The following is a 17,520-nucleotide window of genomic DNA, read 5'->3' as shown; positions in this document are numbered from 1 at the left end:
CCTAAATTCCCAATCATTCTGTGTGTAAGTAATGAAATATACCATTTCCGGAATTTTCCCATCATGAATCTCCAGTAATAAGATTGGAATGTCCCCAAATTTAGAAGAGGTATTCCTTTAACTTCCATTTTTACTGATTAAGGAACGACTTCTAAGTTTTCGAGGGCATACAGATAGGAGGTGGCCGAGGTGGTCGACAAGCCCGTCCAGTCGAGGGTATTGGTATGGTCGACATTGGCGATACTCCAGAAGGAGATGCCGCTGCCGCCATTGCGATACACCGTTGGATTGTTGGCGGGTACCCAGAAGGTCACAAACACATCCTGTCCGGCCACGAGCTCAAAGGGGATGGGATCACTGGTCACGGTGGCGCCGGCGGGCACGGTGACCCCCGCCGCCCAGGTACTGCCAAAGGTGACTTCTTGATAGGTACTGGCCACGCCATTGAGCGTACTCCCGTCGCGCTGGAGGAGGGAGAGTCGCTGAAGGGTGTAACTGCCGGAGGTGCGGCCCCGCAGCGTCAGTTGGACGGTGGCCCCACTCTCGGTAATCTGCGCCCCCTGTAGTAGCATCCGGAAGGTGCGATTAGTCACCCCGGAATTGTTCCACACGCCACTGGGATTTTGCGTCGCGGCTTCCCAGGCGACCACGGGTGGTCCGCCGCCTGGCGGGGTGACGGTGACGGTGGCTTGGGCGGTGCTGGTGTTGCCAGCGGTGTCGGTGACGCTAAAAGTAACGACGGTAGCCCCCAGAGGAAATTGTGCGGGGGCATCATGCGTGATCGCGTTAGTGAGAGTGCCTTCCACATTGTCGGTGGCCGTGGCCCCGGTTAGAAACGCCTGGATCGCGGGCTCGGTGTTCGGGACCGGGTTGCCATCGGGGGAAAGCACAGCGAGCGCCCCGGGTGGGGTCAGAACAGGCGATGTTTGGTCGGCGATGGTGAGTGTAGCTTGGGCGGTGCCGGTATTGCCGGCAGTATCGGTGACGCTAAAAGTAACGACGGTAGCCCCCAGAGGAAATTGTGCGGGGGCATCATGCGTGATCGCATTAGTGAGATTGCCCTCCACATTGTCCGTGGCCGTGGCACTCGTCAGAAAGGTTTGGATGACGGTCGCACTGGCGGGAGTGCCTGTGGCATCGACCGCGGGGACGGTACTATCAGCCGGCGGGGTGATGACGGGGGGAATGAGATCCGGGCCGCTGGCGGTGATGACCTCGAGCTGCTCGAGGGCATACAGATAGGAGGTGGCCGAGGTGGTCGACAAGCCCGTCCAGTCGAGGGTATTGGTATGGTCGACATTGGCGATACTCCAGAAGGAGATGCCGCTGCCGCCATTGCGATACACCGTTGGATTGTTGGCGGGTACCCAGAAGGTCACAAACACATCCTGTCCGGCCACGAGCTCAAAGGGGATGGGATCACTGGTCACGGTGGCGCCGGCGGGCACGGTGACCCCCGCCGCCCAGGTACTGCCAAAGGTGACTTCTTGATAGGTACTGGCCACGCCATTGAGCGTACTCCCGTCGCGCTGGAGGAGGGAGAGTCGCTGAAGGGTGTAACTGCCGGAGGTGCGGCCCCGCAGCGTCAGTTGGACGGTGGCCCCACTCTCGGTAATCTGCGCCCCCTGTAGTAGCATCCGGAAGGTGCGATTAGTCACCCCGGAATTGTTCCACACGCCACTGGGATTTTGCGTCGCGGCTTCCCAGGCGACCACGGGTGGTCCGCCGCCTGGCGGGGTGACGGTGACGGTGGCTTGGGCGGTGCTGGTGTTGCCAGCGGTGTCGGTGACGCTAAAAGTAACGACGGTAGCCCCCAGAGGAAATTGTGCGGGGGCATCATGCGTGATCGCGTTAGTGAGAGTGCCTTCCACATTGTCGGTGGCCGTGGCCCCGGTTAGAAACGCCTGGATCGCGGGCTCGGTGTTCGGGACCGGGTTGCCATCGGGGGAAAGCACAGCGAGCGCCCCGGGTGGGGTCAGAACAGGCGACGTTTGGTCGGCGATGGTGAGTGTAGCTTGGGCGGTGCCGGTATTGCCGGCAGTATCGGTGACGCTAAAAGTAACGACGGTAGCCCCCAGAGGAAATTGTGCGGGGGCATCATGCGTGATCGCATTAGTGAGATTGCCCTCCACATTGTCCGTGGCCGTGGCACTCGTCAGAAAGGTTTGGATGACGGTCGCACTGGCGGGAGTGCCTGTGGCATCGACCGCGGGGACGGTACTATCAGCCGGCGGGGTGATGACAGGGGGAATGAGATCCGGGACGGTGACGGTGACGGTGGCTTGGGCGGTGCTGGTGTTGCCAGCGGTGTCGGTGACGCTAAAAGTAACGACGGTAGCCCCCAGAGGAAATTGTGCGGGGGCATCATGCGTGATCGCGTTAGTGAGAGTGCCTTCCACATTGTCGGTGGCCGTGGCCCCGGTTAGAAACGCCTGGATCGCGGGCTCGGTGTTCGGGACCGGGTTGCCATCGGGGGAAAGCACAGCGAGCGCCCCGGGTGGGGTCAGAACAGGCGATGTTTGGTCGGCGATGGTGAGTGTAGCTTGGGCGGTGCCGGTATTGCCGGCAGTATCGGTGACGCTAAAAGTAACGACGGTAGCCCCCAGAGGAAATTGTGCGGGGGCATCATGCGTGATCGCATTAGTGAGATTGCCCTCCACATTGTCCGTGGCCGTGGCACTCGTCAGAAAGGTTTGGATGACGGTCGCACTGGCGGGAGTGCCTGTGGCATCGACCGCGGGGACGGTACTATCAGCCGGCGGGGTGATGACGGGGGGAATGAGATCCGGGCCGCTGGCGGTGATGACCTCGAGCTGCTCGAGGGCATACAGATAGGAGGTGGCCGAGGTGGTCGACAAGCCCGTCCAGTCGAGGGTATTGGTATGGTCGACATTGGCGATACTCCAGAAGGAGATGCCGCTGCCGCCATTGCGATACACCGTTGGATTGTTGGCGGGTACCCAGAAGGTCACAAACACATCCTGTCCGGCCACGAGCTCAAAGGGGATGGGATCACTGGTCACGGTGGCGCCGGCGGGCACGGTGACCCCCGCCGCCCAGGTACTGCCAAAGGTGACTTCTTGATAGGTACTGGCCACGCCATTGAGCGTACTCCCGTCGCGCTGGAGGAGGGAGAGTCGCTGAAGGGTGTAACTGCCGGAGGTGCGGCCCCGCAGCGTCAGTTGGACGGTGGCCCCACTCTCGGTAATCTGCGCCCCCTGTAGTAGCATCCGGAAGGTGCGATTAGTCACCCCGGAATTGTTCCACACGCCACTGGGATTTTGCGTCGCGGCTTCCCAGGCGACCACGGGTGGTCCGCCGCCTGGCGGGGTGACGGTGACGGTGGCTTGGGCGGTGCTGGTGTTGCCAGCGGTGTCGGTGACGCTAAAAGTAACGACGGTAGCCCCCAGAGGAAATTGTGCGGGGGCATCATGCGTGATCGCGTTAGTGAGAGTGCCTTCCACATTGTCGGTGGCCGTGGCCCCGGTTAGAAACGCCTGGATCGCGGGCTCGGTGTTCGGGACCGGGTTGCCATCGGGGGAAAGCACAGCGAGCGCCCCGGGTGGGGTCAGAACAGGCGACGTTTGGTCGGCGATGGTGAGTGTAGCTTGGGCGGTGCCGGTATTGCCGGCAGTATCGGTGACGCTAAAAGTAACGACGGTAGCCCCCAGAGGAAATTGTGCGGGGGCATCATGCGTGATCGCATTAGTGAGATTGCCCTCCACATTGTCCGTGGCCGTGGCACTCGTCAGAAAGGTTTGGATGACGGTCGCACTGGCGGGAGTGCCTGTGGCATCGACCGCGGGGACGGTACTATCAGCCGGCGGGGTGACCACGGGGGGGGTAGGATCATACGTGACAGTATTATCTGTGCTAGTCGAAAGTGCGTTGCCGTTACCCAATGCGTCGATGGCCACGCCTGCGGAAATGCTTGCAATCACGGTGCCGGCCCCAGCCATTCCACTGACGGCAATGTTATAGGTGGTGCCATCCGTGGGAGCGATTTCCGTCACGGTGGCGGTTGTCGCCCCAGCGCTTCCACTCAATGTGACATCCCCGGTGGCAAAATCTGCCACTGGTTCGCTAAAGACGACCGTAAAGTTGATTGGCGAGGCATTGGTCGGATCAGGTTGGCCGACGGCTTGGTCAATGGTGACGGTGGGTCCGGTTGTATCAGTAGAGTAGGTGACGGTGTTATCGGTACTGGTCGAGGCACTATTGGCATTGCTGAAACTGTCTGTGGCGACGCCAGACCCGATCGAGGCGGTTACCGTTCCGTCGGTGGTCATACCGGTGACGGCGACGTTATAGGTGGTGCCGCTGCCAGTGACGGTCCCGAGGAGCGTGCCTCCGGCCGTTCCGCCGAGGGTGACATCACCGGTGGTAAAATCAGTAACGACTTCATTAAACACGACGGTGAAATTTATTGGGGAAGTGTTTGTTGGATCGAGTTGCCCCGCCTCTTGTTCAATAGTGACGGCGGGACCTGTAGTATCAGAGGTAAATGTTGCCGTGACGTTTTGTAATTGATCCATTGATACAACACAAGTTGGGTTGCTTCCACTACACCCCCCTCCACTCCAACTATGAAAAACAGTTCCTGGATCAGGAGTGGCTGAAAGTGTGACTTCAGATAGGCGAGTGAATTCATGTGAGCAGCTAACAGAACAAGAGAGGCTGCCTGGTGCAATGTCAACTATCCCACTTCCATTAATTGTAAGGTTGAGAGCGAACGCTTTAGAAAAAGTTGCCCATACTTGTTGGGCTTGGGTCATTGTGACTGTACATGTTCCACTGCCACTACATCCTATTCCGCTCCAGCCAGTAAAAATTGAGCCGGGTAGCGGGGATGCGGTTAGAATAACCATCGTACCGGGGCTATAAAACTCTGTGCAATCCAGACCACAATCAATACCTGTAATATCACTCGTGACATTTCCAGCACCATCACCGGCAATGCCATTGAGATAAATATCTCCTAATAGTGCCGGAACTGCATCTTCACAGTGTTGCTCAAAATGCGCACGGAGGAGATTAATATGTCGATCGCTTTCTAAAAAATTTGAATTAAATTCTGATACCGTGAAATTGCCTGTAACAGTGTTGCAACCTCTCGACTCCATATCAAAGTCCAGCCCTGGGTGACCAGGATTCGCAAAGGCAGCTCTTTGTGCATTTGAATAATTTCCTGTGGCAAGATTGCTTCCTAATTTATCCGTTCCCAAAGTTAAGCTCCAACGGGAGGGTAATTGGGGATTGGACGTTGTATAGCTGAATCTAATTCGATCAGTAACCCCGTCTCCTGTGAAATCACTTAAGTATGGAGTCACACTCAGACGTCCTTCGGCATTGGTGAAAAGATTATTCTGTCCTTGTCCAACAAAATCTCCTGGGGCACTCTGGACATGTAGTTCAATAAATGGCACTTGTGGGTCTCGAACCGAGACTGTTAGGGGAAAGGTATTCTGTGGTATAGGAGAAAAAGTTGCCGTAACATTTTTTGCTGCATCCATGGTTACTTTGCAAGGTCCTCTTCCCATGCAAAGTCCACTCCATCCCTCAAAAATATACCCTGGATCTGCAATTCCTTTCAGTGTGACTTTTGTGCCTGGAAAATAGGGTTCGGAGCAATCATTTTTACACAAAATGCCTGCAGGAAAACTTGTTATAACACCACTTCCTTGTTTGGTTACAGTAAGGGAGTGTGTGGGTTGTGAAGAGGTTGAAAAAGTCGCAGTGATATTTTTGGCAGTAGCCATAGAAACTGAGCAGGTGCCTAATCCGTTACAATTCGCTCCACTCCAACCAGTAAATGTCGAGCCTGAATCAGGAATTGCCGTAAGGATAACTGTCGTATCCTGGGGATAATTTACCGTGCAGCCTCCTTGGCAGTTAATGCCAGGAGGGTTGCTAACTACTCTTCCAGTTCCATCTCCCGCGTTTGCTTCAAAATAGATGTCTCCCAGTAGTGCTCCAACATGGGATTCACATTGTTGTACAAATTGAGTTCGCAAACGAGTAAGATCTAATTGGTTAAACTCTATGTCCAATATATGAAAACTTCCATTTGCGTTATTACAACTTCTTCCATTTATCGTAAAACTAAGCCCTGGGTGGCCTGGAGCTTCAAAAGGGTAACGTTGAGCCATTTCATAGATTCCAGGGTTTAGATTGGTGCTAAGTTCATCCGAGGTGATATTGAAATTGAGAGAGGAAAAATTAGGACCATTAAAGGCTAGTCCTAATCCATCTACTAGTCCATCTCCTGTTACATCATAAGTTATGGTCGGGGTCCCATTGTTTAAATCAGAATTTGTAATTACCCAATCCTGTTCTTGCCCAATGGAATCTCCGGGTTCGCTGTGTAAAGACATGTCGATTAAATAAGTGGGAGTTGATGCAATATTTACATTCAATGCTTGAAGTATAGGAGAAAAAGTTGCCGTAACATTTTTGGCTGCATCCATTGTTACTTGGCATGTATTCGCAACGATTTGGCCACACCCATTCCATCCTTCTAAAAATGAATTTGAGGAAGGGGATCCTGTCAACGTAACAAGGGCATTTATTGGGAAATCATCCATGCAGGTGTCTGGGCAATTGATTGCCCCACTATCACTAGTGACTGCCCCCGTTCCCGTCCCTGCCAGAGTGACGGCTAAGGTTTCTGCCACCTCAAATATAGCGGTTACAGTTTTGGGACTATCCATGCGAATCCAGCAAGACTCAGTGGTGCAACCTGATCCAAGCCAACCCGCAAGGGCTGATCCTGGATTTGGTTGAGCCTGAAGTAGCACCAACGAGTCAACTTGAAATAGCGCTTGGCATACGCCTGGACAATCAATAGTTCCATTAGTAGTTGTTAGACTTCCTGTGCCGCTTCCCATGAGCGCTACGTCTAAGGGGTATAGAATTGCCAGGAAATGCGCTGTTACTGTCTGAGCTTGGGTCATGGTTACAATGCACGGGGCCGGGGCCGTATCAGTGCAGGCACCACTCCAACGGGAAAAGACTGTTCCTGGTGAAGGTGTCGCGGTAAGAGTTACTTGGGTCCCCTCTAAATAATCTTCCGTACAGTCTGACCCACAATCAATGCCGTTTGGTGTGCTGTTGATTGTGATGCCTCCAGTTCCAGCCAAATTCACCGTTAGGGTATGTAGGATTTCAAAGGAGACTGTATTATCGGTGCTTGTTGATGCTGTGTTGTTATTGCCAGAGGAATTCGTCGCAATGCCACCTGGGATTGTCGCGATGACCGTACCTGATTGCGACATTCCACTGACAGCCACGTTGTAGGTGGTGCCATCATTGGGGGCGATTTCGGTAACGGTAGCCGTGGTTGCCCCAGCTGTTCCACCTAGGGTCACATCGCCGGTAGCGAAGTCATTCATGGGTTCGCTGAAGACGACAGTAAAGTTGATGGGACTGGCGTTGGTGGGATCTGTTTGTCCGGCGGCTTGGTTAATCGTGACAGTGGGTCCAGTAGTATCTGGGGCATTTAGAAGAAAGTCCGCCACGAAGGTGGACCCGGCAGTCGGAATGATCGGAGTGAGGTCGCAGGGATTGTCCGTCGACGCATTGCCAGATTCTGAGGTGTCATTCCAATACTCTTCAGTAAATACAGGGGCCGGAAGTTGGGGAAAGGCTCCGTCGACGATATTGTCAATGGCTAAGGTGTAGTTAACCCCTGGGGTCAAGCCGGTAATAACAAAGGTTCCTTCAAATGCATTACTCGGGGTACATTGAGGGTCATCAAAACATTTACACCCAGGGGAATTGCAATCTAGGTCGCCTGTGATGGTCGAGCGTGCATCGCCAAATGGATTGGTCATGCTTCGCACGATGACATTGACGCCATTGACTGGGGTGATGCCATCGGATTGAAAGACTGTGCCAGTAATGGTGCCAGTCGTGGTGCTATAGTTTGCGACCGGATGAAATCTTGATAGTGCATCGAGGTCTTCAAGATGATCAATTGAAGCCGCTTCTGCGCCTGGGCCAAAGGGGGTAACATCGGCAAAGGGATACATTGCGGTAAAATCGGAGAATGTTGGTGTGCCCACGCTGGGACACCCAGTGGGAGAAGATTCATCACCAAAAAAGGACACGGCTCCATTGGTTTGATCATGATGCAGGCCAATGGCATGTCCGGCTTCTTGGCTGAACACTACGCGATATGCCGCTCCTCCCGGATCTAAGGGATCAATCGTGGCTCCGTTCATGAGGACCATAGCTGAAGCTATTTCAGGCACAGCGGTTCCAGTAAAAATAGGACCTCCTAATCCGAGAACGCCGGGAGGACACCCAAATATGGCTGTGCAAATTGTTCCATCATGATCATACACCACATCAATGACCGCGCCATGAAACGTAAAGAGATAGTTGGAAGCATTGGCGGATGTAATGTCGAAGGGAGTATCCCCGCCGTCAATCACTGAAAATGTTGAATTGGAAACGGCATCCCATTCGTTCATGCTAAATGTCGTTAATGCGTCAGCTTCACCTTTGGTCAAGGGGCCTAATGGACCTTGATCCTTGAGATAGGGGATGGGAAACGTGGCAAAGGTTCCTCCTCCCCAGAGAGTCGGCGTCCCGCTATCAAAAAGAGAGATCGGACCGCCAGCATGGGTCGGGTTTGCATTCCACAAGCTCAAAAGGCAACAAAGTAATACCTGAAATGATTTGGAAGTGAATACTTTCATTCTGGTGCAACTTTAAAGCGGTTAAACAGACCTTCTTTCACCGCGCGCGAGACAAGGGTAATCATCATGTCGGCATCAACGGGACCCGATCGTTGTGTCATCATCTGTCGTTCGCTAGCCTGTAGGTTCTCCCGCTCGATCTCCATATTGGCAAACAGATGACGGTTATTGATGATGTTCCTCATTTTTCCTTTTTTGATAGAAAACTTCCCCTGCGCTAATCCCACGGTTGTTCGAAACCCAGTTTGTGTGGCGGGCTTATAGAGAAACACCATCACTTCTTCGTCAATTGTGTATTTGGGGAATCCATCTAAGGTGACAGCCAAAGTTTTTCCATCTCCCATATCTCTGGGTTTTAAGAGCCCAAATTGCCGATAGGTAAAGGTTTGGCGTCCAGGTAGTGCCGTAGTGTTTCTGCGTTCCCAATTAGGGGAGGTGACGAATTGATACCCACCGGACTTAATTGTTTGACTGACCTCAAACGTAATCTCGGTGTAGGGAAGGTTGTTTTCGGCCAGACCATCTGTCATTTCGATCACTTTGCCAACCAAAATGATATCTGCTGCCTCGGTAAGCTGTCCCAAATTTTGTCGTAATACATTGGTGGCCCCATGTCCGCCATAGGCAATGTTACAGGCGGTCATCATTAGTCCTACTGCAAGGGCAGTAATGGAAGACTTTTTGAACCTTAACCTCATAGTGTCATCTCTCTTAAGAAACGTTCTTTAAAGATATTTCTTGATTTCAGCGATTCTTTATCTTTTCGGGCAGTATGACATAGGTATTAAATTAAAAAATAGAAAAGGGGGTATGGAGAATGTATTGGAGGGTGTTTTTAATTGTGCTCTTTAAATACAGATGAAAAATGAGAGTGACTTGGATTTCAAAAGGAAAAAAGCCGTCAATTCAATTTTTGAATTGACGGCTTTTTATGTGGAATGACAGAAAAATTGCTATTCTTATTGTTTTTGCAGCGCAGCCACTCGTGCTTCGATTGGGGGATGGGTTGAGAAGATTTGCATGAAACTACTCGTTTGACCATAAAATTTTCATGGTCGCGAGCGCATCTTCCGTGTGATATTGGTATTGCACTTGGTTGACCCATCGATCGATGGCCTGAAGGGCCGAGATCATTGTTCCTTGCCAACGGTATTCGCGGCAAAGCGGTCCGCAGAAAATTCTCGGCGTCGCGACCACCAGCTGATCGGAATCATCGCTAAGATAGACAAGACAATTTGAAGGAAGAAATATACAGCAAAACCCAACATGGCATTGCGTTTAGCGACCTGTCTGTAAACCATTCGGCTAATGAAATACACGAAGGTATTCATCAGTCCGGCCAGGACAGTGGTGGTGAACATGTTACCGTTATACACATGTCCCATTTCATGTGCGAGCACAGTGCGCACTTCACCTTCACTTAGATTTTGCAACAATCCTGTCGAAACGGCGACCATGGAGTTGTTTTTAGAAGGTCCTGCGGCAAATGCATTGGGGTCCGGAGAATCATAGAGCCACACTTCCTGCCAGGCCATAAGATGCAAACTTATGGGCTTACTGTTCCGGCCCGCTGGTCACTATGACCTCCAGTTGGTCGGTGGCATACAGTATTGAACTGTTTGTTTCGGTAGTAAAACTGCCCCAGTCGATGGCGGCGGACTGATCCTCATTGATGATGGTCCACACCGTCGTGCCACTACCGCCCCCCCCACGCCAGACTGTGGGATTGCCCGCCGGCGCCCAGAAGGTGACAAAGACATCCTGGCCGGTGACGAGGTCGAAGGCCAGCGGATCACTGGTGATGGTGCCGCCCGCGGGGACCGTGACCCCGGCCTCCCACGCGGCCCCAAAGGTGACGGGCGCGAAGGTGCTATCGAGGCCATTGAGTGTACTTCCCTCGCGCTGGACGAGCGAGACCCGTTGGAGGGTGTAACTGCTAGAGGCGCGGCCACGGAGGGTGAGCTGGACGGTAGCCCCACTCTCGGTGATGTTTTCGCCTTTCAGCAGAATCCGAAAACTGCGATTGTCCCAGGAGGAATCTGTCCACGTGCCGTTGGGGTTCTGGGTCACGGCCGTCCAGGCCACCACGGACCCACCGCCTGGCGGCGTCACGGTCAGCGTGGCGGGCGCACTGGTAATATTGCCCGCCGGATTGGTGACCATCACCGCAAAGGTTGCACCACTATCATTCACACTCGTGGGATTGACCGTATAACTTGCACTCGTGGCGTTGGGAATATTCACGCCATCCCGCTGCCATTGATAACTCAACGGGGTCGACCCGATTGCGGTCACGGTAAACGTGGCCGGTTGGCCTTCGATCACACTTTGGTCCAGGGGCTGTTGCGTAATACTCGGCGCGACATTCGGGCTTGTCACGGTGAGGGTGGCTTGCGCGGTCCCGGTATGCCCGGCGGTATCCGTCACACCAAAGGTGACCACGGTGGCGCCTACCGAAAATTGTGCGGGAGCATCATGTGTGATGACGCTGCTCAGATCGCCATCCACGTTGTCCGTGGCGGTGGCGCCGGTCAAGAAGGCTTGGATCGCCGGCTCGGTGGCCGGTAACGGATTGCCATCGGGGGAGAGCACGGCGATTGACCCGGGCGGAGTCAGCACCGGCGGGGTTTGATCCGTCACGGTGAGGGTGGCTTGCGCGGTCCCGGTATGGCCGGCGGTATCCGTCACACTGAAGGTCACGACCGTCGACCCCAAAGGAAATTGCGCCGGGGCATTATGCGTGATGACGCTGCTCAGATCGCCATCCACATTGTCAATGGCAGTGGCCCCCGTCAAGAAGGCTTGAATCGCCGGCGCACTGGCTGGAGTGCCCGTGGCATCCACGGCCGCCACCGTACTCGGTGCTGGTGGCGTGACCACCGGCGGGGCCAAATCCGGCCCGCTGGTCACTACGACCTCCAGTTGGTCGGTGGCATACAGTATTGAACTGTTTGTTTCGGTAGTAAAACTGCCCCAGTCGATGGCGGCGGACTGATCCTCATTGATGATGGTCCACACCGTCGTGCCACTACCGCCCCCCCCACGCCAGACTGTGGGATTGCCCGCCGGCGCCCAGAAGGTGACAAAGACATCCTGGCCGGTGACGAGGTCGAAGGCCAGCGGATCACTGGTGATGGTGCCGCCCGCGGGGACCGTGACCCCGGCCTCCCACGCGGCCCCAAAGGTGACGGGCGCGAAGGTGCTATCGAGGCCATTGAGTGTACTTCCCTCGCGCTGGACGAGCGAGACCCGTTGGAGGGTGTAACTGCTAGAGGCGCGGCCACGGAGGGTGAGCTGGACGGTAGCCCCACTCTCGGTGATGTTTTCGCCTTTCAGCAGAATCCGAAAACTGCGATTGTCCCAGGAGGAATCTGTCCACGTGCCGTTGGGGTTCTGGGTCACGGCCGTCCAGGCCACCACGGACCCACCGCCTGGCGGCGTCACGGTCAGCGTGGCGGGCGCACTGGTAATATTGCCCGCCGGATTGGTGACCATCACCGCAAAGGTTGCACCACTATCATTCACACTCGTGGGATTGACCGTATAACTTGCACTCGTGGCGTTGGGAATATTCACGCCATCCCGCTGCCATTGATAACTCAACGGGGTCGACCCGATTGCGGTCACGGTAAACGTGGCCGGTTGGCCTTCGATCACACTTTGGTCCAGGGGCTGTTGCGTAATACTCGGCGCGACATTCGGGCTTGTCACGGTGAGGGTGGCTTGCGCGGTCCCGGTATGCCCGGCGGTATCCGTCACACCAAAGGTGACCACGGTGGCGCCTACCGAAAATTGTGCGGGAGCATCATGTGTGATGACGCTGCTCAGATCGCCATCCACGTTGTCCGTGGCGGTGGCGCCGGTCAAGAAGGCTTGGATCGCCGGCTCGGTGGCCGGTAACGGATTGCCATCGGGGGAGAGCACGGCGATTGACCCGGGCGGAGTCAGCACCGGCGGGGTTTGATCCGTCACGGTGAGGGTGGCTTGCGCGGTCCCGGTATGGCCGGCGGTATCCGTCACACTGAAGGTCACGACCGTCGACCCCAAAGGAAATTGCGCCGGGGCATTATGCGTGATGACGCTGCTCAGATCGCCATCCACATTGTCAATGGCAGTGGCCCCCGTCAAGAAGGCTTGAATCGCCGGCGCACTGGCTGGAGTGCCCGTGGCATCCACGGCCGCCACCGTACTCGGTGCTGGTGGCGTGACCACCGGCGGGGCCAAATCCGGCCCGCTGGTCACTACGACCTCCAGTTGGTCGGTGGCATACAGTATTGAACTGTTTGTTTCGGTAGTAAAACTGCCCCAGTCGATGGCGGCGGACTGATCCTCATTGATGATGGTCCACACCGTCGTGCCACTACCGCCCCCCCCACGCCAGACTGTGGGATTGCCCGCCGGCGCCCAGAAGGTGACAAAGACATCCTGGCCGGTGACGAGGTCGAAGGCCAGCGGATCACTGGTGATGGTGCCGCCCGCGGGGACCGTGACCCCGGCCTCCCACGCGGCCCCAAAGGTGACGGGCGCGAAGGTGCTATCGAGGCCATTGAGTGTACTTCCCTCGCGCTGGACGAGCGAGACCCGTTGGAGGGTGTAACTGCTAGAGGCGCGGCCACGGAGGGTGAGCTGGACGGTAGCCCCACTCTCGGTGATGTTTTCGCCTTTCAGCAGAATCCGAAAACTGCGATTGTCCCAGGAGGAATCTGTCCACGTGCCGTTGGGGTTCTGGGTCACGGCCGTCCAGGCCACCACGGGAGACCCGGTCGGGACGGTATAGCTCACCACATTGTCCGTACTGGTCGAAGCGGTGTTGGGATTGCCGAAACTATCGGAAGCGACGCCCGCGGCAATCGTGGCGGTGACGGTGCCAGTCGCGGTCATCCCACTGACGGCCACGTTGTAGGTGGTGCCCGTGCCCGTCACGGTGGCGGTCGTGGCCCCAGCGTTTCCACTCAATGTGACATCCCCGGTGGCAAAATCTGCCACTGGTTCGCTAAAGACGACCGTAAAGTTGATTGGCGAGACATTGGTCGGATCAGGTTGCCCGGCGGCTTGATTGATGGTGACGGTCGGGCCGGTCGTATCAGTGGAGAATGTGACTTGGTTGTCGGTACTTGTGGAAGCCGTATTGGGATTGCCGAAACTATCGGTGGCCACGCCGCCCGCGATCGTGGCGATAATGGTGCCCTCTGAGGTCATCGTGTCTTCTGGGGGTCCATCATCAAAAACGATGGCCTTCAGTTTTTCGGCCATGTCCCACGAAAGTTTGGTTCGTGCCGCATACCCATCGCTGGAAGTCAGACCAGTTTGTGAAAAATCTCGCCCCCCGCCGCCAGCACTCGGGTGAGTCCCATCACTGCTGATTAGCGTACCCACCCAGTTAATCGGTTGATAGTGAAGCACGAGGGCATAGAAATCCACGAAAGGAATATTTAGCTCATTGGCCAATTCTTTGATCTTTTGATTGGCCAGTTCAACGCGTCCATCGCCGATGTGGGCTTGTTCAGGCGGTATCGTGCTTAAAACAGGCACGACGCCGAGGGCCATGAAATTCTGAATAAATGTTGAGTATTCCGATTTCCACGCTTGTGCATCCCAATTAAAATTGTCGATGTCGTTGGTGCCAAACATGAGAAGAGCCCAGGAGAACTGGCCAGGGGTAATTCCATCTCCAACTTCTACTGCCACAGATGGGTGGCCTGCAGTGACGGCATCACGGATGGTCCATCCTCCAAAGTTTCCGTATGGCCAACCTTTCCCATAAGCATTGTAAAAAGAAGAATTATCGGCCGGTTGGGTGCCGCTATAGGCCATCCATGAACGGATGTTGCTGTAATCATGGTTGGTCTCATTTCCCAATGAACCATGCAAAATGCCATTCCTGAAATATGCCGATGAATTGGTGATGGAATCTCCAATTTGTCCCATGCGACCGAGGACGCGGCCGTTGGCCTGCCCAACGGTCATGATCGCTTGCAAGTTCGCTTTGACACTAGAAGTAATTGGGCTCATGAATGCCGAGTAATCTGCCCACGAATTTCCGTCCCACGTATAGGCTCCAGCGCCTCCATTAACGGCGACGTTATAGGTCGTGCCACTGCCAGTAACCGTCGCTGTGGTGGCGCCAGCCGTACCACTCAGCGTCACATCGCCGGTGGCAAAGTTGTAAACGGGTTCACTAAAGATCACGGTAAAGTTCACGGGACTGAGGTTGGTTGGATCCGTTTGGCCAGCGGCTTGGTTAATAGTGACGGTGGGCCCTGTGGTGTCGGGGGAGAAGGTGACGGAGTTATCGGTACTGGTCGAAGCACTATTCGCATTGCTGAAACTGTCTGTGGCGACGCCTTCGGGAATTGTAGCAATGACCGTCCCGTCTGAGGTCATACCGGTGACGGCCACGTTATAGGTGGTGCCACTGCCGGTGACGATGCCGGTCGTTGCCCCAGCCGTTCCACCTAGGGTCACATCGCCGGTAGCGAAGTCATTCACGGGTTCGCTGAAGATGACAGTAAAGTTGATGGGACTGGCGTTGGTGGGATCTGTTTGTCCGGCGGCTTGGTTAATCGTGACAGTGGGTCCAGTAGTATCTGGGGCATTTAGAAGAAAGTCCGCCACGAAGGTGGACCCGGCAGTCGGAATGATCGGAGTGAGGTCGCAGGGATTGTCCGTCGACGCATTGCCAGATTCTGAGGTGTCATTCCAATACTCTTCAGTAAATACAGGGGCCGGAAGTTGGGGAAAGGCTCCGTCGACGATATTGTCAATGGCTAAGGTGTAGTTAACCCCTGGGGTCAAGCCGGTAATAACAAAGGTTCCTTCAAATGCATTACTCGGGGTACATTGAGGGTCATCAAAACATTTACACCCAGGGGAATTGCAATCTAGGTCGCCTGTGATGGTCGAGCGTGCATCGCCAAATGGATTGGTCATGCTTCGCACGATGACATTGACGCCATTGACTGGGGTGATGCCATCGGATTGAAAGACTGTGCCAGTAATGGTGCCAGTCGTGGTGCTATAGTTTGCGACCGGATGAAATCTTGATAGTGCATCGAGGTCTTCAAGATGATCAATTGAAGCCGCTTCTGCGCCTGGGCCAAAGGGGGTAACATCGGCAAAGGGATACATTGCGGTAAAATCGGAGAATGTTGGTGTGCCCACGCTGGGACACCCAGTGGGAGAAGATTCATCACCAAAAAAGGACACGGCTCCATTGGTTTGATCATGATGCAGGCCAATGGCATGTCCGGCTTCTTGGCTGAACACTACGCGATATGCCGCTCCTCCCGGATCTAAGGGATCAATCGTGGCTCCGTTCATGAGGACCATAGCTGAAGCTATTTCAGGCACAGCGGTTCCAGTAAAAATAGGACCTCCTAATCCGAGAACGCCGGGAGGACACCCAAATATGGCTGTGCAAATTGTTCCATCATGATCATACACCACATCAATGACCGCGCCATGAAACGTAAAGAGATAGTTGGAAGCATTGGCGGATGTAATGTCGAAGGGAGTATCCCCGCCGTCAATCACTGAAAATGTTGAATTGGAAACGGCATCCCATTCGTTCATGCTAAATGTCGTTAATGCGTCAGCTTCACCTTTGGTCAAGGGGCCTAATGGACCTTGATCCTTGAGATAGGGGATGGGAAACGTGGCAAAGGTTCCTCCTCCCCAGAGAGTCGGCGTCCCGCTATCAAAAAGAGAGATCGGACCGCCAGCATGGGTCGGGTTTGCATTCCACAAGCTCAAAAGGCAACAAAGTAATACCTGAAATGATTTGGAAGTGAATACTTTCATTCTGGTGCAACTTTAAAGCGGTTAAACAGACCTTCTTTCACCGCGCGCGAGACAAGGGTAATCATCATGTCGGCATCAACGGGACCCGATCGTTGTGTCATCATCTGTCGTTCGCTAGCCTGTAGGTTCTCCCGCTCGATCTCCATATTGGCAAACAGATGACGGTTATTGATGATGTTCCTCATTTTTCCTTTTTTGATAGAAAACTTCCCCTGCGCTAATCCCACGGTTGTTCGAAACCCAGTTTGTGTGGCGGGCTTATAGAGAAACACCATCACTTCTTCGTCAATTGTGTATTTGGGGAATCCATCTAAGGTGACAGCCAAAGTTTTTCCATCTCCCATATCTCTGGGTTTTAAGAGCCCAAATTGCCGATAGGTAAAGGTTTGGCGTCCAGGTAGTGCCGTAGTGTTTCTGCGTTCCCAATTAGGGGAGGTGACGAATTGATACCCACCGGACTTAATTGTTTGACTGACCTCAAACGTAATCTCGGTGTAGGGAAGGTTGTTTTCGGCCAGACCATCTGTCATTTCGATCACTTTGCCAACCAAAATGATATCTGCTGCCTCGGTAAGCTGTCCCAAATTTTGTCGTAATACATTGGTGGCCCCATGTCCACTGTAGGCATGAGGGCTTAAGACAAATATCAATCCAAGGATAACTAGAGAAATGAAATGCTTTTTGGCCAATACACTCATTATTAGTGCTCCCCATTACCTCTTTATTGAGAAAATCATGCAATGACTTGAAACAATTGCTTCTTTAAAATTTACAAAGGAAAATACCATAATGGAGGAATGTAAAATTTCGGAAAATACGCACCTCGCCTTATCCTTTTGTGAAAGAGGCCCTGGATGTTGGAAATTTTGCAGTTGAAAACGGCAACGCTCTGAGTCTCTAGATACCCTAATGCGAGTATCAAAAAGGAGGCCATACAGAGTAGAATTGGGTGATATTTGTGTGAGGGATTTTTTGAAAAAGGTTTCTAGATTTGTGTTGTCCTAATAGGAATTACGAG

General features: G+C 54.0%; 5 protein-coding genes. All 5 read right to left on the bottom strand.

The annotated features are described in order from the left end of the window. Positions 1-137: 137 nt before the first annotated feature. Positions 138-8,702, bottom strand: a complete 8,565-nt coding sequence (locus tag PPG34_RS02715; protein WP_313831600.1) for an InlB B-repeat-containing protein — start codon at positions 8,700-8,702, stop codon at positions 138-140. After that, the gene (locus PPG34_RS02710) at positions 8,699-9,349 is read right to left on the bottom strand and encodes a hypothetical protein (protein ID WP_313831599.1); all 651 of its coding nucleotides are present in this window, start codon (positions 9,347-9,349) and stop codon (positions 8,699-8,701) included. Before PPG34_RS02710 ends, PPG34_RS02715 begins: the two co-directional genes overlap by 4 nt. Positions 9,350-9,832: 483 nt before the next feature. Then, a complete protein-coding gene (locus PPG34_RS02705) occupies positions 9,833-10,237 on the bottom strand; it encodes a M48 family metalloprotease (protein WP_313831598.1) in 405 nt (134 codons plus the stop codon). A gap of 19 nt (positions 10,238-10,256) precedes the next feature. Continuing rightward, a complete protein-coding gene (locus PPG34_RS02700) occupies positions 10,257-16,502 on the bottom strand; it encodes an immunoglobulin domain-containing protein (RefSeq protein ID WP_313831597.1) in 6,246 nt (2,081 codons plus the stop codon). Continuing rightward, entirely contained in the window at positions 16,499-17,200 is a 702-nt protein-coding gene (locus PPG34_RS02695; protein WP_313831596.1) for a hypothetical protein, read from the bottom strand. The genes PPG34_RS02700 and PPG34_RS02695 overlap by 4 nt, the downstream gene beginning before the upstream one ends. Positions 17,201-17,520 lie beyond the last annotated feature (320 nt).

It is taken from the genome of Candidatus Nitronereus thalassa (assembly GCF_032191465.1).
Classification (GTDB): Bacteria; Nitrospirota; Nitrospiria; order Nitrospirales; family UBA8639; genus Nitronereus; species Nitronereus thalassa.
The sequence above is the reverse complement of the archived record's forward strand: the minus strand, read 5'-3'. Positions and strand labels throughout refer to the sequence as shown.

Coding starts and splice junctions, on each gene's coding strand:
- PPG34_RS02710 (WP_313831599.1), bottom strand. CDS start 9,349: ATGATGACCGCCTGTAACATTGCCTATGGCGGACATGGGGCCACCAAT.
- PPG34_RS02705 (WP_313831598.1), bottom strand. CDS start 10,237: ATGGCCTGGCAGGAAGTGTGGCTCTATGATTCTCCGGACCCCAATGCA.
- PPG34_RS02700 (WP_313831597.1), bottom strand. CDS start 16,502: ATGAAAGTATTCACTTCCAAATCATTTCAGGTATTACTTTGTTGCCTT.
- PPG34_RS02715 (WP_313831600.1), bottom strand. CDS start 8,702: ATGAAAGTATTCACTTCCAAATCATTTCAGGTATTACTTTGTTGCCTT.
- PPG34_RS02695 (WP_313831596.1), bottom strand. CDS start 17,200: ATGAGTGTATTGGCCAAAAAGCATTTCATTTCTCTAGTTATCCTTGGA.